The following is a 26,692-nucleotide window of genomic DNA, read 5'->3' on the forward strand; positions in this document are numbered from 1 at the left end:
TGGATCTCGTGCAAGGCGTTAAAAACTGGGAGGGGAGCGGTAGGCCGCTCCTGGTATCAAATCGTCAGGCGCGTCAGCTCGACACCGGGTTCCTGGGGCACGCTCAGCTGCTGCACGATCGCCGCCTGCAAGCGCAGGCACAGCTCCGGGTCGGACAGCGGCTGGTTATCGGCATCGGTAATAAAGAACACGTCCTCCACGCGCTCGCCGAGGGTCGCAATCTTGGCGTTCTGCAGTGACAAATCGAATTCCAGGAAAATGCCGCCGATTCGTGCCAGCAGGCCTGGCCTGTCCGGTGCGCTGAGTTCCAGCACGGTCACCGGGCGCTGTGCATCGTTGGAAATGGTCACCTGGGGCGCAAAGGCAAAGTGCTTGAGCTGACGCGGTACCCGGCGCTGGATGATCGTCGGGTAGTCGTCGGGGTTACGCAGGGCTTCGGTCAGGCCTTCGCGGATCTTTTTCACCCGCGCCGGGTTATCGCCGATGGACTCGCCTTCGGTGTCGAGCACGATATAGGTGTCGAGGGTGAACTGGCTGCTGGAGGTGATCACCCGTGCGTCGTGGATGTTCAGGTTGAGCTGGTCCATGGCCGCCACGGTCACGGCGAAGAAGTCGTGCTGGTCGGGCGCATAGATGAAGATCTGCGTGCCACCTTCGAATTCGCGCTGGGTGGTTTCCTTGATCAACACCAGCGGGCCGCCATCGGCCGGCTGCTGCAGGATCGCGTCACTGTGCCAGGCCACATCGCCGGCGGTGTGGCGCAGGAAGTAATCGTCCCCCAATTGCGACCACAGTTGCTCGACGTCGTCCGGGTCGTTGCCGCCGCGCACCAGGATGTCCAGGGCGGCGCTTTGGGTGCGGCGGATCTGCTCTTCGCGGTCCACCGGGTTTTCCAGGCCACGGCGCAGCGCGCGCTTGGTCTCGGTGTAGAGCTGGCGCAACAGGCTGGCGCGCCAGGAATTCCACAGGGTCGGGTTGGTGGCGTTGATGTCGGAAACGGTCAGCACGTACAGGTAGTCGAGGCGGGTTTCATCGCCGACAATCCCGGCGAAGTCGTGGATCACCTGCGGGTCGGACAAGTCCTTGCGCTGGGCCGTGGTCGACATTACCAGGTGGTTCTGCACCAGCCACACGATCAGGCGGCTGTCCCACAACGGCAGCTGGTGGCGTTGGCAGAACGCCTCGGCATCGACTGCGCCGATTTCCGAGTGATCGCCATGCCGGCCCTTGCCGATGTCGTGGTACAGGCCGGCCAGGTAGATCAACTCCGGTTTGGGCAGCTTGGCCATGAGCTTGCTGGCCAGCGGGAATTTCTCTGACACCTGGGTGTACTGCAACTTGCGCAGGTGCTTGATCAGGTTGAGGGTGTGGGCGTCCACGGTGTAGATGTGGAACAGGTCGTGCTGCATCTGCCCGACGATAAACCCGAACTCCGGCAGGTAACGCCCGAGGATGCCATAGCGGTTCATGCGCCGCAGGTTGCGGTGGATGCCGATCTTGCACTTGAACAGCTCGATAAACAGGCTGGTGTTGCGAATGTCGTTGCGAAAGTCATCGTCGATCAGGTGACGGTTTTCCCGCAGCAGGCGGATGGTGTCGGCGCGTACGCCCTTGATTTCCGGCTGCTGGGCCATCAGCACGAAGATTTCCAGCATGGCGAACGGAGTGCGGCGGAACACGTTGTCGTTGCGTGCCTCGATATAGCCGTCGTGCAGTTGGAAGCGCGAATTGATCGGCTGCGGCGGTGCTTCGTCTTCCGGAGCGAGGATCACTTCTTCGAAATGCTGGATGATCAGGTCGCTGAGCTGGGCAATGCTCATGACCACCCGGTAGTACTGCTGCATGAAGCTTTCGATGCTGGTCTTCGCGTCTTCGCCTTCAAACCCCAGCAGGGTGGCGATGGAGCGCTGGTGGTCGAACAGCAGGCGATCTTCGGAGCGCCCGGCGAGCATGTGCAGGGCGTAGCGCACTTTCCACAGGAATTCCTGGGACGATGCCAGCAGGGCGTTTTCGCTCTCCACCAGGAAGCCTTCTCCGGCCAGGGCGCGCAGGTTCAGGGTGCCGTATTGGCGACGTGCGACCCACAGAATCGTCTGGATGTCGCGCAACCCGCCCGGCGAGCCTTTGACGTTGGGTTCGAGGTTGTATTCGGTGTCGTTGTACTTGTGGTGCCGGGCCTTCTGCTCCGCACGCTTGGCCAGGAAGAAATCCTTGCTCGGCCACATGTGCGCGGTGCTGGTGACTTCGAGCATGCGCTGGCGCAGGCGCTCGGGGCCGGCGATGGTGCGGCTTTCCATCAGGTTGGTGATGACGGTCAGGTCGGCGCGGGCCTCTTCGGCGCACTCATCCACCGAGCGCACGCTCTGGCCGACTTCCAGGCCGATGTCCCACAGCAGTGTCAGAAAGCGCTCGATGGAATCGCGAAAGATCTCATGGTCGGCGCTGTCCAGCAGGATCAGCAGGTCGATGTCGGAGTACGGGTGCAGCTCGCCACGACCGTAGCCGCCGACCGCTACCAGGGCAATATCGGCGTCTTCGCTCCAGCTGAACTGTTCCCAGGCCTTTTGCAGGATGTTATCGACGAACCAGGCGCGGTCTTCGATCAGCCGGCGGATGTCCCGGCCGCTGCGAAAGCGCTCGTCGAGCACCTCGCGGGCCTGGCGGATCGCCTTTTTGAATGCGGCGATGGGGCTCGCCTTCAGTGCCAGCTCGGCCTGGAACTGGCCACGATCGAAGAGTTCGGGATCCACCTGGGGCATTGATCGGCTTTCCTTTCTATCTATCAGTCAGTCACAACACAGTTTGGGAAAACCTTGGCAGCCCTTCACGCCGAAACGCGTGGGATCGTGTCGTCGGCGCGCAGGGTGAAGATCTCGTAGCCGGTCTCGGTGACCAGCAGGGTATGTTCCCACTGGGCCGAGAGCTTGCGGTCCTTGGTGATGGCGGTCCAGCCGTCGCCCAGCACCTTGGTGTCGGCCTTGCCCTGGTTGATCATCGGCTCGATGGTAAAGGTCATGCCTGCCTTGAGCTCCATGCCGGTGCCGGCGCGGCCGTAGTGCAGGATCTGCGGTTCTTCGTGGAAGACCGTACCGATACCGTGACCGCAGAATTCGCGCACTACCGAGAAACCGTTCTTTTCGGCGTGCTTCTGGATCACTTCACCGATGTCGCCCAGGCGGCAGCCAGGCTTGACGATCTCGATGGCCTTGTACATGCATTCCTGGGTGACCTGGGACAGGCGCTCGGCCCACACCGGCACGGTGCCGACGTGGAACATGCGGCTGGTGTCGCCGAAGTAGCGGTCCTTGATCACGGTGACGTCGATGTTCAGGGTGTCGCCGTCCTTCAACGGCTTGTCGCCCGGAATCCCGTGGCAGACCACGTGATTGACCGAAGTACAGATCGACTTGGGGAAGCCCTTGTAGTTCAGCGGCGCAGGAATGGCGCCCTGCACATTGACTATATAGTCGTGGCAGATCTGGTTCAGGGTTTCCGTGGTAACGCCGGGCTTGACGTGCTCGGCAATCATTTCCAGCACATCGGCAGCCAGTTTGCCGGCAATGCGCATGCCGGCGATGTCTTCGGCGGTTTTCAAACTAACGGTCATACAGGCTCTCTCTAGCGCGATGCGCTGAAATCAATACGGTTTACGGGCGTGCGACAAAAGGTTGCAGAATTCGCACAAGCGCCAAAAAACGCGATTCTAACAGACGCGGGCGGCAAATCATGAGCCCCCGACGATCGCTTCTCTCTATCAGATGGGGTTATATCGGCTCTATTCAAAGGCTTGCGTACACGTCGCCCAGGCCAAATGTGATTGCGTGTTTCGTTTTCGCCCTTCGTGTGGTATAAAATGCGCCGCTTTCCGGGGATACCCCGAAAAGCTTAAATCCACACACGTGTCGACACGATGACCTGGGTGCCGGAGGCCTTGATGCCGCTGGTTGGTCATTGGGATACGTGGAGGCCAAACCCGACTTATTAAGGAACTATCATGTCCCAAGTCAACATGCGCGATATGCTGAAGGCCGGTGTGCACTTCGGTCACCAGACCCGTTACTGGAACCCGAAAATGGGTAAATACATTTTCGGCGCGCGTAACAAGATCCACATCATCAACCTTGAAAAAACCCTGCCAATGTTCAACGAAGCTCTGACTTTCGTAGAGCGCCTGGCCCAGGGCAAAAACAAGATCCTGTTCGTCGGCACCAAGCGTTCCGCTGGCAAGATCGTTGCTGAAGAAGCAGCACGTTGCGGTTCGCCGTACGTCGATCACCGCTGGTTGGGCGGCATGCTGACCAACTTCAAAACCATCCGTGCTTCCATCAAGCGTCTGCGTGACCTTGAAGTGCAGGCCGAAGACGGTACTTTCGCCAAGCTGACCAAGAAAGAAGCGCTGATGCGCACTCGTGACCTGGAAAAGCTCGATCGTTCCCTGGGTGGCATCAAGGACATGGGCGGTCTGCCTGACGCACTGTTCGTTATCGACGTTGATCACGAGCGCATCGCGATCACCGAAGCCAACAAGCTGGGCATCCCTGTTATCGGCGTAGTCGATACCAACAGCAGCCCGGAAGGCGTTGACTACATCATCCCAGGCAACGATGACGCCATCCGCGCCATCCAGCTGTACATGGGTTCGATGGCTGACGCTGTCATCCGTGGTCGCAACCACGTTGCTGGTGGCACCGAGCAGTTCGTTGAAGAAGCTCCGGTAGCCGCAGCTGAGTAATTGACGCCCTGGCGTTGACTCAGTAAGCAAAAAGGGGGCTTGGCCCCCTTTTTGCCACCTCGAAAACCATTTGTCAGCAGCGCAGCTACATCACCTGTAACGTGCAGCGGCTAACAAGGGTGGTTCGGGAAGAATTGATCCCCCGTTCGATCGGGTGGAATGGTTGAAAACCTATCCAAGAGGAATTTGAAAATGGCAGCAATTACTGCAGCGTTGGTTAAAGAACTGCGTGAGCGTACCGGCGAAGGCATGATGGATTGCAAGAAAGCCCTGGAAAAGGCTGACGGCGACATCGAAAAAGCCATTGATGACATGCGTGCTTCCGGCGCCATCAAGGCTGCCAAGAAAGCAGGCAACGTGGCTGCTGAAGGTGCTATCGCTCTGAAAGAAGACGGCAAATCTGCTGTTCTGCTGGAAGTGAACTCCCAGACCGACTTCCTGGCCCTGCAGGACGACTTCAAGGCATTTGTTGCTGCCAGCGTTGAAAAAGCGTTCGCCGACAAGCTGACTGACGTCGCTCCGCTGATCGCCGCTCAAGAAGCTGATCGCCTGGTACTGGTCGGCAAGGTTGGCGAAAACGTCAACATCCGTCGCCTGGTGCGCGTTGAAGGTGATGTCGTCGGTGGTTACCTGCACGGCAACAAGATCGGCGTTGCAGTGGTCCTGAAGGGCGGCAACGTTGAGCTGGCCAAAGACATCGCTATGCACGTAGCGGCCAGCAACCCTGAGTTCCTGCTGCCTTCGGAAGTTTCTGCCGAAGCGATCGAGCGTGAAAAAGCTGTGTTCCTGCAGCTGAACGAAGAAAAAATCAAAGGCAAGCCAGAAAACATTGTTGAGAACATGGTCAAGGGCCGTATCAGCAAGTTCCTGGCTGAGGCAAGCCTGGTTGAGCAGGCGTTCGTCAAGAACCCTGAAATCAAGGTTGGCGAACTGGCCAAGAAAGCCGGTGCTGAAATCGTTTCCTTCACTTACTTCAAGGTAGGCGAAGGCATCGAGAAGCCGGTCGACAACTTCGCTGAAGAAGTTGCTGCCCAGCTGGCTGCCGCCAAGCAATAAGACAGTTTTTAACTGTCGCCCGAAAGAGGCTGCCCGCTCACGCGCGCAGCCTCTTTTCAAATGGGCAGGCCGATTTAATTTGGCTTACCCTCGGAACTGGCTTACAAAGCCGTGTTCCGATGGCGCTGTGAGAGCGTCCAGCTAGAGTGAACGCAAGCCGTAAACGGCTCGCCAAGAATTTTTTAAAAATACGCCGCAGGAGAGATTCGCAATGGCTCAGCAGGGCAGTGGTTATCAGGCTCGCTATAAACGCATTCTACTCAAGCTTAGCGGCGAGGCCCTGATGGGCTCGGAAGAGTTCGGGATCGACCCCAAGGTGCTCGACCGCATGGCGCTGGAAGTCGGCCAGTTGGTCGGCATCGGCGTGCAGGTCGGCCTGGTGATCGGTGGCGGTAACCTGTTCCGCGGCGCGGCATTGAGTGCGGCCGGCATGGATCGGGTCACCGGCGACCACATGGGCATGCTGGCCACTGTGATGAACGCCCTGGCCATGCGTGACGCCCTGGAGCGTGCCAATATCTCGGCTATCGTGATGTCGGCTATTTCCATGGTGGGTGTGACCGATCACTATGATCGTCGCAAAGCCATGCGCCACCTGAACGCCAAAGAGGTGGTGATCTTCGCTGCCGGTACCGGCAACCCGTTCTTCACCACGGACTCGGCTGCTTGCCTGCGCGCCATCGAGATCGATGCCGACGTGGTGCTCAAGGCGACCAAGGTAGATGGCGTGTACACCGCAGACCCATTCAAAGACCCGCATGCCGAGAAGTTCGATCATCTGACCTACGATGAAGTGCTGGATCGCAAGCTGGGCGTGATGGACCTGACGGCTATTTGCCTGTGCCGCGACCACAAGATGCCGCTGCGCGTATTTAACATGAACAAGCCCGGTGCCCTGCTGAATATCGTACACGGCGGCGCGGAAGGGACTCTGATCGAGGAAGGCCAACAATGATCAACGAAATCAAGAAAGACGCCCAAGCGCGTATGCAGAAATCCCTGGAGTCTCTGAGCCACGCATTCGGCCAGATTCGTACCGGCAAGGCGCACCCGAGCATCCTGGGCAGCGTGATGGTGCCTTATTACGGCACTGATACCCCGCTGAGCGGCGTGGCCAACGTTACCGTAAAGGATTCGCGCACCCTGCAGGTCGTGGCCTTCGAGCGCAACATGCTCGCGGCAGTCGACAAGGCCATCCAGAGCGCCGGCCTGAACCTCAACCCCACCAACCTGGGTGAGTTGCTGCTGATCTCCATGCCGGCCCTGACTGAAGAAACCCGCAAGGGCTTCACCAAGCAGGCCCGCAGCGCGGCTGAAGATGCACGGGTTGCAGTGCGTAACATTCGTCGTGATGCCTTGGGCGAGCTGAAGAAGCTGGTCAAGGACAAGGAAATCAGCGAAGACGAAGAGCGTCGTGCCGTCGCCGATATCGACAAGCTGACCAAGGAAGCCGAGGCGAAGATCACCCAGGCAACCGACGAAAAAGAAAAGGACCTGATGGCCGTATAAGGGGTCAGGACGCCTTCATGGAAAAGACCAAGCAGACTGTGCCCTCCGTGGTGCCGCGCCATGTCGCGATCATCATGGATGGGAATAATCGCTGGGCGAAGAAACGCTTTATGCCGGGTGTCGCCGGGCATAAGGCGGGTGTCGATGCGGTGCGGGCCGTGATCGAGGTGTGTGCCGAGGCCAAGGTCGAGGTATTGACCCTGTTCGCGTTCTCCAGTGAAAACTGGCAGCGGCCCGCCGAAGAAGTCAGTGCCTTGATGGATCTGTTCTTCAAGGCCCTGCGTCGTGAGGCCAAGCGCCTGAATGACAACAACATCAGCCTGCGCATCATCGGCGACCGCTCGCGCTTTCACCCGGAACTGCAGGCGGCCATGCGTGAAGCCGAGGCGATCACTGCCGGCACTGACCGCTTTGTGCTGCAAATCGCGGCCAACTACGGTGGCCAGTGGGATATTGCCCAGGCTGCGCAGCGACTGGCCCGCGAAGTGCAGGCCGGTCATCTGAGGCCGGACGACATCACGCCTGAACTGTTACAGACCTGCCTGGTGACCGGCGACCTGCCGTTGCCTGACTTGTGTATCCGTACCGGTGGTGAGCATCGCATCAGCAATTTCCTCTTATGGCAATTGGCCTATACCGAGTTGTACTTCTCCGACCTGTTCTGGCCGGACTTCAAACACGATGCCATGCGCACTGCGCTGGCCGATTTCGCTTCCCGTCAGCGTCGCTTCGGTAAAACGAGTGAGCAGATCGAAGCTGGAGCCCGGGTTTAAATGCTTAAACAACGAATCATCACCGCACTGATACTGTTGCCGATTGCCTTGTGCGGGTTTTTCCTGCTGGATGGCTCCGGCTTTGCGCTGTTTATCGGCCTGGTGGTAACCCTGGGTGCCTGGGAGTGGGCGCGATTGGCAGGTTTCAATGCGCAGTTGCCGCGTGTGGTGTATGCCCTTGTGGTGGCGGTGCTGCTGTTTCTGATGCACACCCTGTCGAGCATTATCGTGCCTTGGGTGTTGGGGGCGGCGGTGCTGTGGTGGGCGCTTGCGACCTACCTGGTGCTGACTTTTCCGCGCAGCAGTGGCCAGTGGTCCAGTGTCGCCAGCAAGCTGGTGATTGGCTTGTTGATTCTGTTGCCTGCCTGGCAAGGGCTGGTGGAGGTCAAGAATTCGCCCATGGGTAACTGGCTGATCATGGCGGTGATGGTGCTGGTCTGGGGCGCAGACATCGGCGCCTACTTCTCTGGCCGGGCCTTCGGCAAGCGCAAGCTGGCGCCGGCAGTCAGTCCGGGCAAGAGTTGGGAAGGCGTGTATGGCGGCCTGGCGTTGACGCTGGTGATCACGCTTGTAGTGGGTTTGGTGCGCGACTGGTCGGCGAAGGAGATCTTCCTGGCCCTGCTGGGCACGGCCATCGTCGTATTTATCTCGGTGGTCGGTGATCTCACCGAAAGCATGTTCAAGCGCCAGGCCGGGATCAAGGACAGCAGCAACCTGCTGCCGGGTCATGGCGGGGTGCTGGATCGTATCGATAGCCTTACCGCAGCCATCCCGATCTTTGCCGTGCTGTTGTGGATGACCGCTTCGTGAGCCGCCTGCAACAAGTGACCGTGCTGGGTGCAACCGGCTCGGTAGGGTTGAGCACCCTGGATGTGATCGCTCGTCATCCTGACCGCTATCAAGTGTTTGCCTTGACCGGGTTCACCCGCCTCAGCGAACTGCTGGCACTGTGCGTGCGCCACGTGCCGCGCTTTGCCGTGGTGCCCGGGCGTTCGGCGGCACGGAGCCTGCAGGATGACCTGCGGGCTGCCGGGCTGGCCACTCAGGTATTGGTAGGGGAGGAGGGGTTGTGCCAGGTCTCGGCCGATGCCGAGGTGGATACAGTGGTGGCCGCTATCGTCGGTGCGGCCGGCTTGCGCCCGACCTTGGCTGCCGTGGATGCGGGCAAGAAGATCCTGCTGGCCAACAAAGAAGCGCTGGTGATGTCCGGCGCGCTCTTCATGCAGGCGGTGCGCAAGAGCGGCGCCGTATTGCTGCCCCTCGACAGTGAACACAATGCGATCTTCCAATGCATGCCCGGCGACTTTGCTCGTGGCCTGGGCCAGGTGGGTGTGCGTCGGATTCTGCTGACCGCGTCGGGTGGTCCTTTCCGGCAAACTCCCTTGGGGGAGTTGGAGCAGGTGTCTCCGGACCAGGCGTGCGCTCATCCTAACTGGTCGATGGGGCGCAAGATCTCCGTCGACTCGGCAAGCATGATGAATAAAGGCCTGGAGTTGATCGAGGCGTGCTGGTTGTTCGATGCGCGACCGGATCAGGTCGAGGTGGTGATTCACCCGCAAAGTGTGATTCATTCACTGGTCGACTATGTGGATGGCTCGGTATTGGCCCAATTGGGTAATCCGGATATGCGCACCCCGATCGCCAATGCCCTGGCCTGGCCGGAGCGAATCGATTCCGGTGTGGCGCCACTGGACCTGTTTGCCATTGCCCGCTTGGACTTCGAGGCGCCGGACGAGCAACGTTTTCCGTGCCTGCGTCTGGCGCGTGAGGCGGCGGAGGCAGGTAACAGCGCGCCGGCGATGCTCAACGCGGCGAATGAAGTGGCCGTGGCGGCGTTTCTCGAACGGCGCATCCGCTTTCCGCAGATCGCGAGTATCATCGAGGACGTCCTGGGTCTTGAACCCGTGGTGGCAGTCAATGACCTCGGCGCGGTATTCGAGGCGGACACCAAGGCACGGGCCTTGGCCGAACAATGGTTGGACCGCAACGCGCGTTAGTCTTGTGGGCGCGATTGAGCCCTGGGGCACTGGATTGGAATGCGGAGAAATTAGATGAGTGCGCTTTACATGATTGTCGGCACCCTGGTTGCTCTGGGTGTGCTGGTTACCTTCCACGAATTCGGCCACTTCTGGGTGGCACGTCGTTGCGGCGTCAAGGTACTGCGCTTTTCCGTCGGTTTCGGCATGCCACTGGTTCGCTGGCACGATCGGCATGGCACCGAGTTCGTGATCGCGGCCATCCCGTTGGGTGGCTACGTCAAGATGCTCGATGAGCGTGAAGGTGAAGTGCCGGCCGATCAGTTGGACCAATCCTTCAATCGCAAGACCGTTCGTCAGCGTATCGCCATTGTTGCGGCCGGTCCTATCGCCAACTTCCTCCTGGCGATGCTGTTTTTCTGGGTCCTGGCCATGCTCGGCAGCGAGCAGGTGCGTCCTGTCATCGGCGCGGTCGAGGCGGATAGTATCGCCGCCAAGGCAGGTCTGGTCGCAGGGCAGGAAATTGTTTCCATTGATGGTGAGCCGACGACGGGTTGGGGCGCGGTCAATTTGCAGCTGGTCCGTCGTTTGGGTGAAAGCGGCACCGTCAACGTCGTGGTGCGTGAGCAGGACTCCAGTGCCGAGACCCCGCGCACGTTGGCCTTGGACCATTGGCTCAAGGGCGCTGACGAGCCTGATCCGATCAAGTCCCTGGGCATCCGTCCATGGCGTCCTGCGCTGCCGCCAGTGCTTGCCGAGCTGGATCCGAAGGGGCCGGCCCAGGCCGCTGGCCTGAAAACCGGCGATCGCTTGCTGGCCCTCGATGGCCAGGTGTTGGGTGAGTGGCAGCAGGTAGTCGACCTGGTGCGCGTACGCCCTGATACAAGGATTGTGCTGAAAATTGAGCGTGACGGTGCTCAAATCGACGTCCCCGTGACCCTGGCGGTACGTGGGGAAGCCAAGGCGGCCGGGGGTTACCTGGGTGCAGGCGTCAAGAGTCCGGAGTGGCCGCCCTCGATGGTGCGTGAGGTCAGTTTCGGGCCGCTGGCGGCCATTGGCGAGGGTGCAAAACGCACCTGGACCATGAGTGTGCTGACCCTCGAATCCCTCAAGAAAATGTTGTTCGGCGAGCTCTCGGTAAAAAACTTGAGTGGACCGATAACCATTGCTAAAGTGGCGGGCGCTTCTGCCCAGTCGGGTGTCGCGGATTTCCTGAATTTCCTGGCTTATCTGAGTATCAGCCTGGGTGTTCTGAATTTGCTGCCCATTCCAGTATTGGATGGGGGGCATCTGTTGTTTTATCTGGTCGAGTGGGTGCGTGGTCGCCCCTTGTCGGATCGGGTGCAGGGTTGGGGGATACAGATCGGTATCAGCTTGGTGGTCGGGGTGATGTTATTAGCCTTGGTCAACGATCTGGGTCGACTGTAACGCTTCGCTGAATTGCGAATCTGCCGCATTTTGCGGCAGTTTGTTTATTGCCAGTTGGAATAAGAAAGGACTTCATGAAACGTCTGCTGCTAACTGCGGTTCTCACCGTATTGATGATCGCCGAAGTTCACGCCGAGTCCTTCACCATCTCCGATATTCGCGTCAACGGCCTCCAGCGGGTTTCCGCGGGTAGCGTCTTTGGTGCCTTGCCGTTGAACGTCGGGGAACAGGCTGATGACCGTCGCCTGGTGGAATCCACTCGTGCGCTGTTCAAAACCGGGTTCTTTCAAGACATCCAACTGGGTCGCGAAGGTAACGTCCTGGTCATCACCGTCGTCGAGCGACCTTCCGTCGCCAGTATCGAGATCGAAGGCAACAAGGCGATCTCCACTGAAGACCTGATGAAAGGCCTGAAGCAATCCGGCCTGGCCGAGGGCGAGATCTTCCAGCGCGCCACCCTTGAAGGTGTGCGTAACGAACTGCAGCGCCAGTACGTTGCCCAGGGTCGCTACTCCGCGACCGTGGAAACGGAAGTCGTGCCGCAGCCTCGTAACCGTGTCGGCCTCAAGGTCAACATCAACGAAGGTACCGTGGCGGCCATTCAGCACATCAACGTGGTGGGCAACACCAAGTTCGCTGATGAAGACCTGATCGACCTGTTCGAGCTCAAGACCACCAACTGGTTGTCGTTCTTCAAGAACGATGACAAGTACGCCCGCGAAAAACTCTCCGGTGACCTGGAGCGCCTGCGTTCCTACTACCTGGACCGTGGCTATATCAACATGGATATCGCTTCGACCCAGGTGTCCATCACCCCGGACAAGAAGCACGTCTACATCACTGTCAACGTCAACGAAGGCGAGAAGTACAAGGTTCGTGACGTTAAGCTCAGCGGCGACTTGAAAGTGCCTGAAGACCAGGTCAAGGCCCTGTTGCTGGTGCAGAAAGACCAGGTGTTCTCGCGCAAGCTGATGACCACCACGTCCGAACTGATCACCCGTCGCCTGGGTAACGAAGGCTATACCTTCGCCAACGTCAACGGCGTGCCTACCCCCCACGATGAAGACCACACCGTGGACATCACCTTTGTCGTCGACCCAGGCAAGCGTGCCTACGTGAACCGCATCAACTTCCGTGGCAACACCAAGTCCGCGGACGAAGTGCTGCGCCGCGAAATGCGCCAGATGGAAGGTGGCTGGGCGTCGACTTACCTGATCGACCAGTCCAAGACCCGTCTTGAGCGCCTGGGCTTCTTCAAGGAAGTGAACGTCGAAACGCCAGCCGTACCGGGTGTGGATGACCAGGTTGACGTGAACTACGCCGTGGAAGAGCAAGCGTCGGGTTCGATCACCGCCAGTGTCGGTTTCGCACAGAGTGCCGGCCTGATCCTCGGTGGTTCCATCACCCAGAACAACTTCCTGGGTACCGGTAACAAGGTGTCCATCGGCCTGACCCGAAGCGAATACCAGAGCCGTTATAACTTCGGTTATGTCGACCCCTACTGGACCGCGGACGGTGTGAGCCTGGGCTACAACGCCTTCTATCGCACCACCGACTACAAAGACCTCGACGTCGACGTAGCCAGCTATGCAATCGACAGCCTGGGCGTAGGCGCCAACATCGGTTATCCGATCAGCGAGACCTCGCGCCTGACCTTCGGCCTGACTGCGCAACAGGATGAGATCAAGACCGGTGTGTACACCGTGGACGAGATCTTCGACTTCACTCGCAAGGAAGGCGACAAGTTCCTGAACTTCAAGGCGTCCGCCGGCTGGTCCGAGTCGATCCTGAACAAAGGCGTGCTTGCCACCCGTGGTCATTCCCAGAGCCTGACGCTGGAAGCAACGACGCCGGGCAGCGACCTGTCGTTCTTCAAGCTCGACTACCGTGGCCAGTTGTTCCAGCCGCTGAGCGATAACTACACCATGCGCCTGCACACCGAGCTGGGCTATGGCGACGGTTATGGTTCCACCAATGGGCTGCCGTTCTACGAGAACTACTACGCGGGTGGCTTCAACTCCGTGCGGGGCTTCAAGGACAGCACCCTGGGTCCACGTGGTACACCGAGCCGTGGCGTTGGTGTGACCGGTAACCAGGGCACCGTCGCTGACTCCGACAACGACCCGCTGCCATTCGGTGGTAACGTGTTGATCCAGGGTGGTGCGGAAATCCTGTTCCCGCTGCCGTTCGTCAAGGATCAGCGGTCCCTGCGTACTTCGGTCTTCTGGGATGTGGGTAACGTGTTCGACTCCAAGTGCGAACAGATCACCAACCCAAGCGGCGTGAAGTCACGGACTGAGTGCAACGACGTGAGCCTCAGCAACCTGGCGAGCTCGGTGGGTGTCGGTGTGACCTGGGTGACTGCGCTTGGCCCGTTGAGCTTTGCTCTGGCCATGCCGATCAAGAAACCGGATAACGCTGAAACCCAGATTTTCCAATTCTCCCTCGGCCAGACGTTCTAAGCGTCTGACCCAAGATAACGACAACGGATTCTGTAGGAGTACATCGTGCGTAAGTTGACTCAATTGGTTCTGCTGGCCACCGTGCTGGTAGCCACCCCGGCCTTCGCCGAAATGAAAATCGCCGTCCTGAACTATCAGATGGCCCTGCTGGAATCCGATGCGGCCAAGAAATACGCCGTGGATGCCGAGAAAAAATTCGGTCCGCAACTGACCAAGCTCAAGACGTTGGAAAGCAGCGCCAAGGGTATCCAGGACCGTCTGGTAGCGGGTGGCGACAAGATGCAGCAAGGCGAGCGCGAGCGTCTGGAGCTTGAGTTCAAGCAAAAGGCCCGTGACTACCAGTTCCAATCCAAGGAGCTGAACGAAGCCAAGGCTGTTGCCGACCGTGAAATGCTGAAACAGCTGAAGCCTAAACTCGACAGCGCCGTGGAAGAAGTCATCAAGAAAGGTGCCTTTGACCTGGTGTTCGAGCGTGGCGCCGTGATTGACGTCAAGCCTCAATACGACATCACCCGTCAGGTGATCGAGCGCATGAACCAGCTGAAGTAAGCCATGACCGCGACTATCAAGCTCGGCGAGTTGGCCGAGTTCCTGGGAGCCACCTTGCGTGGTTCCCCGGAGAAGGAAATTACTGGGCTAGCCACCTTGCAGGAGGCTGGCCCAGCTCAGTTGAGCTTCCTCGCAAACCCCCAATACCGTAAATACCTGGTCGACTGCCAGGCCGCAGCCGTGTTGCTGAAGGCCGCTGACGCCGAGAGTTACGCCGGGGATGCCCTGGTAGTGGCTGACCCCTACCTGTCGTACGCAAAGGCGTCGCATCTGTTCGACCCGAAGCCCAAGGCAGCAGGTGGTGTTCATCCGTCTGCGGTTATCGCCGATGATGCCCAGGTTGACCCTGCGGCCAGCATCGGTGCGTTTGCGGTGATCGAGAGCGGCGCACGCATCGCGGCCGGTGTAACGGTCGGTGCACATTGCTTTATCGGCGCTCGCTGTGTAATCGGCGCCGATGGTTGGCTGGCACCTCGCGTGACCCTGTACCACGACGTGCGTATCGGTGAACGTGTGGTCATTCAGTCGGGTGCGGTGATCGGCGGTGAAGGCTTTGGCTTTGCCAACTCGAAAGGCGCCTGGCACAAGATCGCCCAGGTCGGCGGCGTATTGATCGGCGACGACGTGGAAATCGGTGTCAACACGGCGGTCGATCGCGGGGCCCTGGCCGATACCGTGATCGGTAACGGCGTGAAGCTCGACAACCAGATCCAGATCGCCCACAACGTGCAGATTGGCGATCACACCGCCATGGCCGCCTGTGTAGGCATTTCCGGCAGCACCCGGATCGGCAAGCATTGCATGCTCGCCGGTGGCGTAGGGCTGGTGGGGCATATCGATATTTGCGACAACGTTTTCATCACCGGCATGACCATGGTCACCCACTCGATTACCGAACCGGGGGCCTACTCATCTGGTACCGCCATGCAGCCCGCAGCTGAATGGCGCAAGAGCGCAGCACGTTTGAGGCAGCTCGACGACATGGCTCGACGTCTCAAACAGCTGGAAAAGCGTGTTGGGGACGTGACCCCTGGCGGTAATGCTTCATCAGAAGGCTGATACCATTTCCATATCAAGTGTGCACAGCCGCTAGACTGCCTCCTTGATTTGCTAGCGGGGCGTGCGTTTAGTCGCCCGCCCCCAATCTTTATTACAGGCTTCCCCCCGAAATGATGGACATCAACGAGATTCGCGAATACCTGCCTCACCGTTACCCGTTCCTGCTGGTGGACCGTGTAGTGGACCTGAATGTTGAGGAAAAGCGCATTCGTGCCTACAAGAATGTCAGCATCAACGAACCGTTCTTCAACGGTCACTTTCCCGCGCATCCCATCATGCCGGGCGTATTGATCATCGAAGCAATGGCCCAGGCTGCCGGTATCCTTGGTTTCAAAATGCTCGACCTCAAGCCTGCCGACGGCACGCTTTACTATTTCGTGGGCTCCGACAAGTTGCGCTTTCGCAACCCGGTTACCCCGGGTGACCAGTTGATCCTGGAAGCCAAGTTCATCAGCTGCAAGCGCCAGATCTGGAAGTTCGAATGCCAGGCCTCGGTAGATGGCAAGCCGGTGTGCTCTGCCGAGATCATCTGTGCGGAACGCAAACTATGAGTTTGATTGACCCTCGCGCAATCATCGATCCGTCGGCCGTACTGGCCGCCGACGTTGAGGTCGGCCCCTGGTCGATCATCGGCGCAGGTGTGGAAATCGGCGAGGGGACTGTCATCGGGCCGCACGTGATCCTCAAGGGTCCGACCCGCATTGGCAAACATAACCGCATCTACCAGTTTTCCTCGGTAGGCGAAGACACCCCGGACATGAAGTACAAGGGTGAAGAAACCCGCCTGGTAATCGGTGATCACAACATCATCCGTGAAGGCGTGACCATTCACCGTGGCACCGTGCAGGATCGTGCCGAGACCACGCTGGGTGATCACAACCTGGTCATGGCCTATGCCCATATCGGTCATGACAGCGTGATCGGCAACCACTGCATCCTGGTCAACAACACCGCGTTGGCTGGCCATGTACACGTTGACGATTGGGCGATCCTGTCCGGTTTTACCCTGGTGCATCAGTATTGCCATATCGGCGCCCACAGCTTTTCCGGCATGGGCACTGCCATCGGCAAGGACGTTCCGGCGTTCGTCACGGTGTTCGGCAACCCGGCCGAAGCCCGCAGCATGAACTTCGAAGGCATGCGCCGTCGTGGCTTCAGCGAAGAGGCGATCCACGCCCTGCGCCGCGCCTACAAGGTGGTCTACCGTCAGGGGCTGACGGTGGACCAGGCGTTGATCCAACTGGCCGAGCCGGCAGCGTTGTTTCCGGAAGTCGCGGTGTTCCGTGACTCGATCCAGGCGTCGACCCGCGGCATCACCCGCTGATCATGGCTACTCTGCGTATCGCGCTGGTGGCCGGAGAAGCTTCCGGCGACATTTTGGGCGCAGGTCTGATGCGGGCACTCAAGGCCCGGCACCCTGCGGTGGAATTTATCGGTGTCGGCGGCCCGCTGATGCAGGCCGAAGGCCTGACGTCATACTTCCCCATGGAGCGTCTGTCGGTCATGGGGCTGGTCGAGGTGCTGGGTCGCCTGCGTGAGCTCCTGGCTCGTCGCAAGCTGCTGATCCAGACGCTGATCGAAGAAAAGCCCGACGTGTTTATCGGCATCGATGCGCCGGACTTCACCCTCAATATCGAACTCAAGTTGCGTCAGGCCGGGATCAAGACCGTGCACTACGTCAGCCCCTCTGTGTGGGCGTGGCGGCAGAAACGTGTGTTGAAGATCCGCGAAGGCTGCGACCTGATGTTGACCCTGTTGCCGTTCGAGGCCAGGTTCTACGAGGAGAAGGGCGTGCCGGTAAGGTTTGTCGGGCATACCCTGGCTGACAGCATTCCTTTGCAGGCTGATCGTGCAGCCGCGCGTGCCGAGCTGGGGTTGCCCGAAGGCCCGCTCGTTGCGCTGATGCCGGGCAGTCGAGGCGGCGAAGTGGGCCGTCTTGCCAGCGTGTTTTTCGATGCTGCCGAGCGCCTGCAAGCCTTGAAGCCCGGGATACGGTTCGTGTTGCCCTGCGCCAGCCCGCAACGGCGTGCACAAATCGAGACACTGCTGGTCGGTCGCAATCTGCCATTGACCCTGCTCGACGGCCAGTCGCACCTGGCCCTGGCGGCCTGTGATGCGGTGCTGATCGCTTCGGGCACCGCGACCTTGGAGGCCCTGCTCTACAAGCGCCCGATGGTCGTGGCCTATCGCCTGGCACCGCTGACCTTCTGGATTCTCAAGCGCATGGTCAAAAGTCCTTACATCTCCTTGCCCAACTTGCTGGCCCAGCGCTTGTTGGTGCCGGAATTATTGCAGGACGATGCAACCCCCGAAGCCCTCGCGCAAACCCTATTGCCCTTGATCGACGGCGGCGAAGAACAGACCCGCGGTTTTGACGACATTCACCGCACCCTGCGCCGTGATGCCTCGAACCAGGCGGCCGACGCCGTATTGACCTTGATCGGCCAAAAACAGGAAGCTTTATGAGCACGCAAATAGGCCTGGATTTCAGCCTCGTTGCCCAAACCCACGAACTGGTGGCCGGTGTTGACGAAGTGGGGCGCGGCCCGCTGTGTGGCGCGGTGGTGACGGCGGCCGTGATCCTGGATCCGAACCGTCCGATCCTGGGCCTCAACGACTCGAAAAAACTCACCGAAGCGCGTCGTGAAAAACTCTACGACGAAATCTGTGAAAAGGCCCTGAGCTGGCATATCGCCCGGGCCGAAGTCGAAGAAATCGACGAATTGAACATTCTGCACGCCACGATGCTGGCCATGCAGCGTGCCGTTGAAGGCCTGCATATCACGCCAAAACTGGCGATGATCGATGGCAACCGTTGCCCGAAGCTGGCGATGCCGGCTGAGGCGGTGGTCAAGGGTGATAGCAAGGTTCCAGCCATTGCCGCCGCGTCGATCCTGGCCAAGGTCAGCCGAGACCGTGAAATGGCTGCCTTCGAATTGATTTACCCCGGCTACGGCATCGGGGGCCATAAAGGCTATCCGACGCCCGTTCATCTGGAAGCCCTGGCCCGTCTCGGCCCAACGCCGATCCATCGGCGCTCGTTTGCCCCGGTGCGCCAGGCTTATGAGCTGCGCGAGAACCTCAGCGAGGTTTAGTCGCAAGGCTGATGTTTTTGCCAAGGCCCGGTACAATCCCGGGCCTTGTTGTTTCTAAGTTTCTGGACAGGATCACTATGCCGGCTTCATTCGTTCACCTGCGCCTGCACACTGAATACTCCCTGGTCGACGGCCTTGTACGGATCAAACCGCTGGTCAAGACCCTGGTGGGCATGAACATGCCTGCGGTCGCGGTTACCGATCAGAACAACATGTGCTCCCTGGTCAAGTTCTACAAGAACGCCATGGGCGCCGGCATCAAGCCGATCTGCGGCGCCGACCTGTGGCTGTCCAACAAAGACCCGGATAACCCCCTGAGCCGCATCAGCCTGCTGGCGATGAATGGCGTGGGTTATCGCAACCTCACCGAATTGATTTCCCGTGGCTTTATCGACGGCCAGCGCAACGGTTCGATCATCATCGAGCGCGAATGGGTCGCCGAGGCCAGCGAAGGCCTGATCATGCTGTCGGCCGCCAAGGAGGGCGAGATCGGTATCGCACTGCTGGGCGGCAATCCCCATGAAGCCGAAGTGCTGGCAAGGGAGTGGATGCAGGTCTTCCCCGACCGTTTCTACCTGGAAGTCCAGCGCACCAACCGCCCCAACGATGAAGAGCATCTGCACGCCGCCGTAGCCCTGGCCGACAAGCTGGGCGCGCCCTTGGTGGCGACCAACGATGTGCGCTTTATCAAGAAGGAAGATTTCGAGGCCCACGAAACCCGCGTGTGCATCGGTGAAGGCCGGGCCCTGGATGACCCGCGTCGTTCCAAGAACTACAGCGAAGAGCAGTACCTCAAGAGCGCGGAGGAGATGGCCGAGCTGTTCAGCGACCTGCCCGAGGCCCTGGAAAACTCCGTCGAGATCGCCAAGCGCTGCAATATCGAAGTGAAGCTGGGCAAGCACTTTTTGCCCAACTTCCCGATTCCCGATGGCATGACCATCGACGAGTATTTCCGCAAGGTGTCGTTTGATGGTCTGGAGGAGCGGCTCTCCGTCCTGCTGCCGAGGGACACCACCGAAGATTACGAGGCCAAGCGCCAGGTTTATGTCGATCGGCTGAATTTCGAGCTGGATATCATCATCCAGATGGGGTTCCCCGGTTACTTCCTGATCGTGATGGACTTTATCCAGTGGGCCAAGAGCAACGGCGTGCCGGTAGGCCCGGGCCGGGGCTCGGGTGCCGGCTCGCTGGTCGCCTATGTACAGAAGATCACCGACCTTGATCCGCTGGAATATGACCTGCTGTTCGAACGGTTCCTGAACCCGGAACGGGTGTCCATGCCCGACTTCGACGTCGACTTCTGTATGGACGGTCGCGACCGTGTGATCGAATACGTGGCCGAGAAATACGGTCGCAACGCCGTGAGCCAGATCATCACCTTCGGTTCCATGGCGGCCAAGGCGGTTATCCGTGACGTAGCGCGGGTGCAGGGTAAGTCCTACGGCCTGGCGGACCGCCTGTCGAAGATGATCCCGTTCGAAGTCGGCATGACCCTGGAAAAAGCCTACGAGCAGGAAGAGATCCTGCGCGACTTCATCAAGGTCGATGAAGAGGCCGCCGAAATCTGGGAGATGGCGCGCAAGCTCGAGGGCGTGGTGCGTAACGTCGGTAAGCACGCCGGTGGTGTGGTCATTGCGCCGACCAAGCTGACTGACTTTTCGCCTATCTATTGCGATGAAGAGGGCGGCGGCCTGGTCACCCAGTTCGACAAGGACGATGTGGAGGCGGCCGGCCTGGTGAAGTTCGACTTCCTCGGCCTGCGCACCCTGACGATCATCGACTGGGCACTCAAGACCATCAACCGCGACCGCGCCAAGGTCAACGAAGAACCGCTGGATATCGCCTTCATCCCGCTGGACGACAAGCCCACCTACACCTTGCTGCAAAAAGCCGAAACCACGGCGGTGTTCCAGCTTGAATCCCGCGGCATGAAAGAGCTGATCAAAAAGCTCAAGCCCGACTGCCTGGAAGACTTGATCGCACTGGTGGCCCTGTTCCGTCCGGGCCCGCTGCAATCGGGCATGGTGGATGACTTCATCAACCGTAAGCACGGTCGTGCCGAGCTGGCGTACCCGCACTCCGACTACCAGTACGAAGGCCTCAAGCCGGTATTGGCGCCGACCTACGGCATCATCCTGTACCAGGAACAGGTGATGCAGATCGCCCAGGTGATGGCCGGCTACACCCTCGGTGGCGCGGACATGCTGCGGCGTGCGATGGGTAAGAAAAAGCCCGAGGAAATGGCCAAGCAACGCGGCGGTTTCATTGAGGGTTGCGCCACCAACAATATCGATGCCGACCTGGCCGGTAACATTTTCGACCTGGTGGAAAAATTCGCCGGTTACGGCTTCAACAAATCCCACTCCGCCGCCTACGGCCTGGTGTCGTACCAGACCGCCTGGCTGAAAGCCCACTACCCGGCGCCGTTCATGGCTGCGGTACTTTCGGCGGATATGCACAACACCGACAAGGTCGTGACCTTGATCGAGGAAGTGCGCACCATGAAGCTGCGCCTCGACGCGCCGGACGTGAACGCCTCGGAGTTCAAGTTCACGGTGAACGACGAAGGCCGCATCATCTATGGCCTGGGCGCTATCAAGGGCGTGGGCGAAGGCCCGGTGGAAGCCATCACCGAAGCGCGCCAGGACGGACCGTTCAAGGATCTGTTCGACTTCTGCGCACGGGTTGACCTCAAGCGCATCAACAAACGTACCCTCGATGGTCTTATCCGCAGCGGCGCACTCGACCGTCTCGGCCCGTATTTCCATGATGAGCCGAAGGCGTACCAGGCGAATATCGACCGCAACCGCGCGGTGCTGCTCACCGCCATGGAAGAAGCGATCAAGGCCGCCGAACAGACCGCCCGCACCCACGACAGCGGCCACGCCGACCTGTTTGGCGGGTTGTTCGTCGAAGAAGATGCGGATGTGTATGCCAACCACCGCAAGGCCAAGGACCTGACCCTCAAGGAGCGCCTCAAGGGTGAAAAAGACACCTTGGGCCTGTACCTCACCGGTCACCCGATTGACGAATATGAAGGCGAAATCCGCCGTTTTGCCCGTCAACGTATTATCGACCTGAAGCCGGCGCGTGATACCCAGACCGTCGCCGGCATGATCATCGCCCTGCGAGTGATGAAAAACAAAAAGGGCGACAAGATGGGCTTTATCACCCTCGACGACCGCTCGGGCCGGATCGAAGCGTCGCTGTTTGCCGACGCCTTTCACTCCGCGCAGTCGTTGCTGCAGACCGACGCGATGGTGGTGGTGGAAGGCGAGGTCAGCAACGATGACTTCTCCGGCGGCCTGCGCCTGCGGATCAAACGGGTGATGAGCATGGAAGATGCGCGCACCAACCTGGCCGAGAGCCTGCGCCTGAAGGTGAAAACCGAAGCCCTCAAGGGCGATCAGCTACGCTGGTTGGGTGACCTGCTCAAGCGCCATCGTGGCGCGTGCCCGGTGACCATGGAGTACACCGGCAATGACGCCAAGGCCATGTTGCAGTTCGGTGAGACCTGGCGAATTGATCCCGCTGATGGCTTGATTCAAGCATTGCGTGACCAGTTCGGGCGAGACAACGTCTTCCTCCAATACCGTTGACGGTCAGAACGCCTGACCTCGGCTCAACATTTAATCTCGACCTAAACGCGCCTCTCCCTTAAGGTAGGGCGCGAATAGACAACCGGCTGGCCAGGCACTCCCTGGCCGTCGACCCAAGACGGACGCTTATGAACCCGAATTTTCTTGATTTCGAACAGCCGATCGCTGACCTGCAAGCCAAGATCGAAGAACTGCGCCTGGTCGGCAATGACAATTCGCTGAACATCGGCGATGAGATTGCCCGCCTGCAAGACAAGAGCAGCACGCTTACCGAAGACATCTTCGGCAAGCTGACCAGTTGGCAGATCGCGCGCCTGGCCCGCCACCCGCGCCGTCCGTACACCCTGGACTACATTCAGCACATCTTCACCGAGTTCGACGAGTTGCACGGCGACCGCCACTTCTCCGACGACGCGGCCATCGTGGGCGGTATCGCTCGCCTGGACGACCAGCCGGTCATGGTCATCGGTCACCAGAAAGGCCGTGAAGTGCGCGAGAAAGTGCGTCGCAACTTCGGCATGCCGCGTCCGGAAGGCTACCGCAAGGCCTGCCGCCTGATGGAAATGGCCGAGCGCTTCAAGATGCCGATCCTGACCTTCATCGACACGCCGGGTGCATACCCGGGTATCGACGCCGAAGAGCGCAACCAGAGCGAAGCGATTGCCTGGAACCTGCGAGTGATGGCCCGCCTGAAAACCCCGATCATCGCCACCGTGATTGGTGAAGGTGGCTCCGGCGGTGCACTGGCGATTGGCGTCTGCGACCAGTTGAACATGCTGCAATATTCGACCTATGCGGTGATCTCGCCGGAAGGTTGCGCCTCGATCCTGTGGAAAACCGCAGAAAAGGCGCCGGACGCTGCTGAAGCCATGGGCATCACCGCCGATCGCCTCAAAGGCTTGGGTATCGTCGACAAAGTGATCGCCGAGCCATTGGGCGGCGCCCACCGCGACCCGTCCGCCGCCGCCGCGACTATCCGTGCCGAGTTGGGTTCGCAACTGGCGATGCTCAAGAAGCTGGATAACGAAGCGCTGCTGGCCCGTCGCTACGAGCGCCTGATGAGCTACGGCCTCTAAGGCCGCAGCGGTACTAATGTGGGAGGGGGCTTGCCCCCGATTGCTGAGTGTCAGTCACTGTATTCACTGGCTGATGCTCCGCTATCGGGGGCAAGCACCCTCCCACATTTGCTTTGTGTATGCTTGGCTTGGGTATTCCAGATTTGCGGCGGTAACCTGTGATGAAACCGACTTTATCCGCCAAGCTCCTGCACGCCCTGGCCCCCTGGCGCAACGCCCCGGCTTGGCATATCGCCTTCTCCGGTGGTCTTGATTCCACTGTCCTGCTGCATCTCCTGGCCAACGCCGAAGCCCTTCCGCCTCTAAGCGCTGTCCATGTCCATCATGGCCTGCAAGCCGCCGCCGACACCTGGCCGAGCCATTGCCAGTCGGTGTGCGACAGCCTGGGCGTCCCCTTGCGGGTCATGCGCGTGCACGTGCAGCCCGGCGCCAGTCTTGAGCGTGCAGCGCGTGATGCACGTTACCGGGCGTTTACCGAGGTGATCGGGGCAGGGGAAGTGTTACTCACCGGCCAGCATCGCGATGATCAAGCCGAAACCCTGCTATTCCGCCTGCTGCGCGGTGCCGGGGTGCGAGGGCTCGCCGCAATGCCTGCGCATCGTCCGTTGGCAGGTGGTTTCCTGGTGCGGCCGTTGCTGGAGGTCTCGCGCGCCGAGCTGGAAGCCTACGCCGATGAGCATCAACTCACGTGGATTGAAGATCCTTCCAACACCGATCCACGTTTCTCCCGTAATTACCTGCGTCACCGCGTGATCCCGACGCTGACGGCGCGTTGGCCCCAAGCTTTCTCCAGTCTGGCCCGGACTGCCGACCACCTCGGTGAAGCCCAGGCGCTGCTGGGTGAACTGGCCTGCATGGACCTGCAAGCCGCCGATCAACCTTCGCGGTTTCCTTGGTTGGTGTTGCCATCATTGGACCTTGGTCCACTGCGCGAACTTTCCGATGCCCGCCAGCGCAATGTCCTGCGCCATTGGCTGGCGCCGCTGACCCGTTTACCCGACAGCGACCATTGGGCCGGCTGGTATTCCCTGCGCGACGCCAAGGGCGACGCGCAGCCCTTATGGCGTCTGGCTGATGGGGAGTTGCACCGTTGCGGCGCACGCATCTGGTGGTTGCCTCGCGGCTGGTCGGAGTTTTCCCACGCATCGGTGAGCTGGCCTGATCCGCAAAAGCCACTAGAGTTACCCGGCAATGGCCTGCTGGAAATGAGCGGCAAGGTGCCCGAAGGCCCGCTGGAGGTGCGTTATCGCCAGGGCGGCGAAATGCTTGAATTACCTGGCCGAGGCCGGCGTGACTTGAAGCGCCTGCTTAATGAACAGGGGGTGCCGGGCTTCATCCGTGGCAGATTGCCGCTGCTGTATCGGGGCGAGCAATTGCTCGGCGTGCCCCTCCTCACAGGACTCTGGGCCGCACCGAGTGAAGCTTGGCAATTACATTGGATGCCAGAGACCTGCGATCAAGGTTTGAGCTGATAGCGCCTTTCCGGTAGACTACGCTCCCTTCTTGATACAACTTCTGTGGATTCGCCTGAATCGCAGCAGTTGCCGATTACCAAGCAGTCTTTGCTGGGCGATTCCAAAAAATGTGTAGCGATCAACGTACCGGCAGTTTCACTGCTGGTCTGTCACAACGCGGCGGTTTTTTTGAAAGGTGCACTGTGATTAATGCAGGTGATCGGGGGCTTCGGCCTCTCTTCGCTTTCCCCGGCGGCTCGGACCGCTTTAACGCAGACTTCTAGGGTTTTTCATGACGCGCTACATATTCGTCACGGGCGGTGTTGTTTCTTCATTGGGGAAAGGCATTGCCTCCGCTTCATTGGCGGCCATCCTGGAGGCGCGGGGGCTTAAAGTCACCATGCTCAAGCTGGACCCGTACATCAACGTCGACCCGGGCACCATGAGCCCGTTCCAGCACGGTGAAGTGTTCGTCACACACGACGGCGCCGAGACCGACCTGGACCTGGGCCACTACGAGCGGTTCATCCGCACGACCATGACCCAGAACAACAACTTCACCACCGGCCGTGTCTACGAGCACGTGCTGCGCAAAGAGCGCCGTGGTGACTACCTGGGTGCAACCATCCAGGTGATCCCGCACATCACCGACGAGATCAAGCGCCGCATCATCAAGGGTGCAGGCGATGCCGACGTGGCGATGGTCGAGATCGGTGGCACCGTGGGTGACATCGAATCCCAGCCGTTCCTCGAAGCCATCCGCCAGCTGCGTTTCGAAGTCGGCGCCAAGCGCGCGATGCTGATGCACCTCACGTTGGTGCCGTACATCGCCACCGCCGGCGAAACCAAAACCAAGCCTACCCAGCACTCGGTCAAGGAACTGCGTTCCATCGGCCTGCAGCCGGACGTACTGGTATGCCGCTCCGACCACCCGATCGACATTTCCTCGCGTCGCAAGATCGCGCAGTTCACCAACGTTGAAGAACGTGCGGTGATCGCCCTGGAAGACGCCGACACCATCTACAAGATCCCGGGCATCCTGCATTCGCAAGGCCTGGATGATTTTGTGGTCGAGCGTTTCGGCCTGCAGTGCAACGGCGCGGACCTGTCCGAGTGGGAAGCCGTGGTTGACGCCAAGCTCAACCCTGAGCACGAAGTCACCATCGCCATGGTCGGCAAGTACATGGAACTGCTGGATGCGTACAAGTCGCTGATCGAAGCGATGAGCCACGCGGGCATCAGCAACCGTACCAAGGTCAACCTGCGCTACATCGATTCCGAAGACATCGAGAACCAGGGCACCGCGCTGCTCGAAGGTGTCGATGCGATCCTCGTTCCAGGCGGTTTCGGCCTGCGTGGCGTGGAAGGCAAGATCACTGCCGTGCAGTACGCTCGCGAGAACAAGGTGCCGTACCTGGGCATCTGCCTGGGCATGCAAGTGGCTGTTATCGAGTTCGCCCGTAACGTGATGGGCTGGAAAGACGCCAACTCCACCGAGTTCGACAGCAAGAGCGGCCACCCGGTCGTGGGCCTGATCACCGAGTGGGAAGACGCCACCGGTGCCGTCGAAACCCGTACCGAAAGCTCCGACCTGGGCGGCACCATGCGCCTTGGCGCGCAAGACTGCCTGCTGGAGCCGGGTTCCCTGGTTCACGGTTGCTACGGCAAGGACGTGATCGTCGAGCGTCACCGTCACCGCTACGAAGTGAACAACAACCTGCTGCCGCAGATCAAAGAGGCTGGCCTGAAAATCTCCGGTCGCTCCGGTGATGGCGCGCTGGTGGAAGTGGTCGAGGCCCCGGATCATCCATGGTTCGTCGCTTGCCAGTTCCACCCCGAGTTCACCTCGACTCCACGCGACGGTCACCCGTTGTTCAGCGGTTTCGTCAAGGCTGCACTGACGCAACACCAGAAGAAGGCGTAA

21 protein-coding genes are annotated in these 26,692 nt (G+C 59.9%); 19 read left to right on the forward strand and 2 right to left on the reverse strand.

Translation table 11 applies throughout. The annotated features are described in order from the left end of the window. Nucleotides 1-56: 56 nt before the first annotated feature. Together B9N88_RS08135 and map are read right to left on the reverse strand one after the other, a co-directional pair. On the reverse strand, nucleotides 57-2,759 hold the full coding sequence (locus tag B9N88_RS08135; RefSeq protein ID WP_027604481.1) for a [protein-PII] uridylyltransferase: 2,703 nt from the start codon (nucleotides 2,757-2,759) through the stop codon (nucleotides 57-59). A gap of 65 nt (nucleotides 2,760-2,824) precedes the next feature. Further along, nucleotides 2,825-3,607: a type I methionyl aminopeptidase gene (map, locus tag B9N88_RS08140; RefSeq protein WP_012722594.1), complete on the reverse strand. Its 783-nt coding sequence runs from the start codon at nucleotides 3,605-3,607 to the stop codon at nucleotides 2,825-2,827. A gap of 387 nt (nucleotides 3,608-3,994) precedes the next feature. On the opposite strand from map, the gene rpsB reads away from it, so the two are divergent. The 19 genes from rpsB to B9N88_RS08235 all read left to right on the forward strand — a co-directional run bounded on the left by rpsB (nucleotide 3,995) and on the right by B9N88_RS08235 (nucleotide 26,692). Further along, complete coding sequence (gene rpsB, locus B9N88_RS08145) at nucleotides 3,995-4,732, forward strand: 30S ribosomal protein S2 (protein ID WP_003219330.1); 738 nt, start codon at nucleotides 3,995-3,997, stop codon at nucleotides 4,730-4,732. A gap of 192 nt (nucleotides 4,733-4,924) precedes the next feature. Further along, nucleotides 4,925-5,788, forward strand: a complete 864-nt coding sequence (gene tsf, locus B9N88_RS08150) for a translation elongation factor Ts (protein WP_027604480.1) — start codon at nucleotides 4,925-4,927, stop codon at nucleotides 5,786-5,788. 211 nt (nucleotides 5,789-5,999) lie between these two features. After that, the gene (gene pyrH, locus B9N88_RS08155) at nucleotides 6,000-6,743 is read left to right on the forward strand and encodes a UMP kinase (RefSeq protein WP_003172271.1); all 744 of its coding nucleotides are present in this window, start codon (nucleotides 6,000-6,002) and stop codon (nucleotides 6,741-6,743) included. Then, nucleotides 6,740-7,297 (forward strand): ribosome recycling factor, encoded by a 558-nt coding sequence (gene frr / locus B9N88_RS08160; RefSeq protein WP_027604479.1) that lies wholly within the window; start codon nucleotides 6,740-6,742, stop codon nucleotides 7,295-7,297. The genes pyrH and frr overlap by 4 nt, the downstream gene beginning before the upstream one ends. A gap of 17 nt (nucleotides 7,298-7,314) precedes the next feature. Continuing rightward, nucleotides 7,315-8,070, forward strand: coding sequence for a polyprenyl diphosphate synthase (gene uppS / locus B9N88_RS08165; RefSeq protein WP_027604478.1), 756 nt, complete (start codon nucleotides 7,315-7,317; stop codon nucleotides 8,068-8,070). After that, entirely contained in the window at nucleotides 8,071-8,880 is an 810-nt protein-coding gene (locus tag B9N88_RS08170; RefSeq protein ID WP_027604477.1) for a phosphatidate cytidylyltransferase, read from the forward strand. It abuts the gene before it with no gap. Then, nucleotides 8,877-10,067 carry a 1-deoxy-D-xylulose-5-phosphate reductoisomerase gene (gene ispC / locus B9N88_RS08175; RefSeq protein WP_027604476.1) on the forward strand — a complete coding sequence of 397 codons (1,191 nt, stop codon included), beginning with the start codon at nucleotides 8,877-8,879 and terminating at the stop codon, nucleotides 10,065-10,067. Before B9N88_RS08170 ends, ispC begins: the two co-directional genes overlap by 4 nt. Before the next feature lie 54 nt (nucleotides 10,068-10,121). Beyond that, nucleotides 10,122-11,474 (forward strand): sigma E protease regulator RseP, encoded by a 1,353-nt coding sequence (gene rseP, locus B9N88_RS08180; RefSeq protein ID WP_027604475.1) that lies wholly within the window; start codon nucleotides 10,122-10,124, stop codon nucleotides 11,472-11,474. A 74-nt stretch (nucleotides 11,475-11,548) separates the two neighbouring features. After that, entirely contained in the window at nucleotides 11,549-13,936 is a 2,388-nt protein-coding gene (gene bamA / locus B9N88_RS08185) for an outer membrane protein assembly factor BamA (protein WP_027604474.1), read from the forward strand. Nucleotides 13,937-13,981: 45 nt separating this feature from the next. Then, nucleotides 13,982-14,485, forward strand: coding sequence for an OmpH/Skp family outer membrane protein (locus B9N88_RS08190; RefSeq protein WP_003219314.1), 504 nt, complete (start codon nucleotides 13,982-13,984; stop codon nucleotides 14,483-14,485). Nucleotides 14,486-14,488: 3 nt separating this feature from the next. After that, complete coding sequence (gene lpxD / locus B9N88_RS08195) at nucleotides 14,489-15,544, forward strand: UDP-3-O-(3-hydroxymyristoyl)glucosamine N-acyltransferase (protein ID WP_027604473.1); 1,056 nt, start codon at nucleotides 14,489-14,491, stop codon at nucleotides 15,542-15,544. A 110-nt stretch (nucleotides 15,545-15,654) separates the two neighbouring features. Beyond that, entirely contained in the window at nucleotides 15,655-16,095 is a 441-nt protein-coding gene (gene fabZ, locus B9N88_RS08200; protein ID WP_003172281.1) for a 3-hydroxyacyl-ACP dehydratase FabZ, read from the forward strand. Further along, complete coding sequence (gene lpxA / locus B9N88_RS08205; protein ID WP_027604472.1) at nucleotides 16,092-16,868, forward strand: acyl-ACP--UDP-N-acetylglucosamine O-acyltransferase; 777 nt, start codon at nucleotides 16,092-16,094, stop codon at nucleotides 16,866-16,868. Before fabZ ends, lpxA begins: the two co-directional genes overlap by 4 nt. A gap of 2 nt (nucleotides 16,869-16,870) precedes the next feature. After that, entirely contained in the window at nucleotides 16,871-18,010 is a 1,140-nt protein-coding gene (gene lpxB, locus B9N88_RS08210) for a lipid-A-disaccharide synthase (protein WP_027604471.1), read from the forward strand. After that, the gene (gene rnhB / locus B9N88_RS08215; protein WP_027604470.1) at nucleotides 18,007-18,639 is read left to right on the forward strand and encodes a ribonuclease HII; all 633 of its coding nucleotides are present in this window, start codon (nucleotides 18,007-18,009) and stop codon (nucleotides 18,637-18,639) included. Before lpxB ends, rnhB begins: the two co-directional genes overlap by 4 nt. A gap of 77 nt (nucleotides 18,640-18,716) precedes the next feature. Beyond that, on the forward strand, nucleotides 18,717-22,238 hold the full coding sequence (dnaE, locus tag B9N88_RS08220; protein WP_027604469.1) for a DNA polymerase III subunit alpha: 3,522 nt from the start codon (nucleotides 18,717-18,719) through the stop codon (nucleotides 22,236-22,238). Nucleotides 22,239-22,366: 128 nt separating this feature from the next. Further along, on the forward strand, nucleotides 22,367-23,314 hold the full coding sequence (locus B9N88_RS08225) for an acetyl-CoA carboxylase carboxyltransferase subunit alpha (RefSeq protein WP_027604468.1): 948 nt from the start codon (nucleotides 22,367-22,369) through the stop codon (nucleotides 23,312-23,314). A 161-nt stretch (nucleotides 23,315-23,475) separates the two neighbouring features. After that, complete coding sequence (tilS, locus tag B9N88_RS08230) at nucleotides 23,476-24,786, forward strand: tRNA lysidine(34) synthetase TilS (protein WP_027604467.1); 1,311 nt, start codon at nucleotides 23,476-23,478, stop codon at nucleotides 24,784-24,786. A 274-nt stretch (nucleotides 24,787-25,060) separates the two neighbouring features. After that, nucleotides 25,061-26,692: a CTP synthase gene (locus B9N88_RS08235; protein WP_027604466.1), complete on the forward strand. Its 1,632-nt coding sequence runs from the start codon at nucleotides 25,061-25,063 to the stop codon at nucleotides 26,690-26,692.

It is taken from the genome of Pseudomonas sp. LAMO17WK12:I1 (assembly GCF_900177315.1).
GTDB classification, from domain to species: domain Bacteria; phylum Pseudomonadota; class Gammaproteobacteria; order Pseudomonadales; family Pseudomonadaceae; genus Aquipseudomonas; species Aquipseudomonas marginalis.

Coding starts and splice junctions, on each gene's coding strand:
- B9N88_RS08135 (WP_027604481.1), bottom strand. CDS start 2,759: ATGCCCCAGGTGGATCCCGAACTCTTCGATCGTGGCCAGTTCCAGGCC.
- map (WP_012722594.1), bottom strand. CDS start 3,607: ATGACCGTTAGTTTGAAAACCGCCGAAGACATCGCCGGCATGCGCATT.
- rpsB (WP_003219330.1), top strand. CDS start 3,995: ATGTCCCAAGTCAACATGCGCGATATGCTGAAGGCCGGTGTGCACTTC.
- tsf (WP_027604480.1), top strand. CDS start 4,925: ATGGCAGCAATTACTGCAGCGTTGGTTAAAGAACTGCGTGAGCGTACC.
- pyrH (WP_003172271.1), top strand. CDS start 6,000: ATGGCTCAGCAGGGCAGTGGTTATCAGGCTCGCTATAAACGCATTCTA.
- frr (WP_027604479.1), top strand. CDS start 6,740: ATGATCAACGAAATCAAGAAAGACGCCCAAGCGCGTATGCAGAAATCC.
- uppS (WP_027604478.1), top strand. CDS start 7,315: ATGGAAAAGACCAAGCAGACTGTGCCCTCCGTGGTGCCGCGCCATGTC.
- B9N88_RS08170 (WP_027604477.1), top strand. CDS start 8,071: ATGCTTAAACAACGAATCATCACCGCACTGATACTGTTGCCGATTGCC.
- rseP (WP_027604475.1), top strand. CDS start 10,122: ATGAGTGCGCTTTACATGATTGTCGGCACCCTGGTTGCTCTGGGTGTG.
- bamA (WP_027604474.1), top strand. CDS start 11,549: ATGAAACGTCTGCTGCTAACTGCGGTTCTCACCGTATTGATGATCGCC.
- lpxD (WP_027604473.1), top strand. CDS start 14,489: ATGACCGCGACTATCAAGCTCGGCGAGTTGGCCGAGTTCCTGGGAGCC.
- fabZ (WP_003172281.1), top strand. CDS start 15,655: ATGATGGACATCAACGAGATTCGCGAATACCTGCCTCACCGTTACCCG.
- lpxA (WP_027604472.1), top strand. CDS start 16,092: ATGAGTTTGATTGACCCTCGCGCAATCATCGATCCGTCGGCCGTACTG.
- lpxB (WP_027604471.1), top strand. CDS start 16,871: ATGGCTACTCTGCGTATCGCGCTGGTGGCCGGAGAAGCTTCCGGCGAC.
- rnhB (WP_027604470.1), top strand. CDS start 18,007: ATGAGCACGCAAATAGGCCTGGATTTCAGCCTCGTTGCCCAAACCCAC.
- dnaE (WP_027604469.1), top strand. CDS start 18,717: ATGCCGGCTTCATTCGTTCACCTGCGCCTGCACACTGAATACTCCCTG.
- B9N88_RS08225 (WP_027604468.1), top strand. CDS start 22,367: ATGAACCCGAATTTTCTTGATTTCGAACAGCCGATCGCTGACCTGCAA.
- tilS (WP_027604467.1), top strand. CDS start 23,476: ATGAAACCGACTTTATCCGCCAAGCTCCTGCACGCCCTGGCCCCCTGG.
- B9N88_RS08235 (WP_027604466.1), top strand. CDS start 25,061: ATGACGCGCTACATATTCGTCACGGGCGGTGTTGTTTCTTCATTGGGG.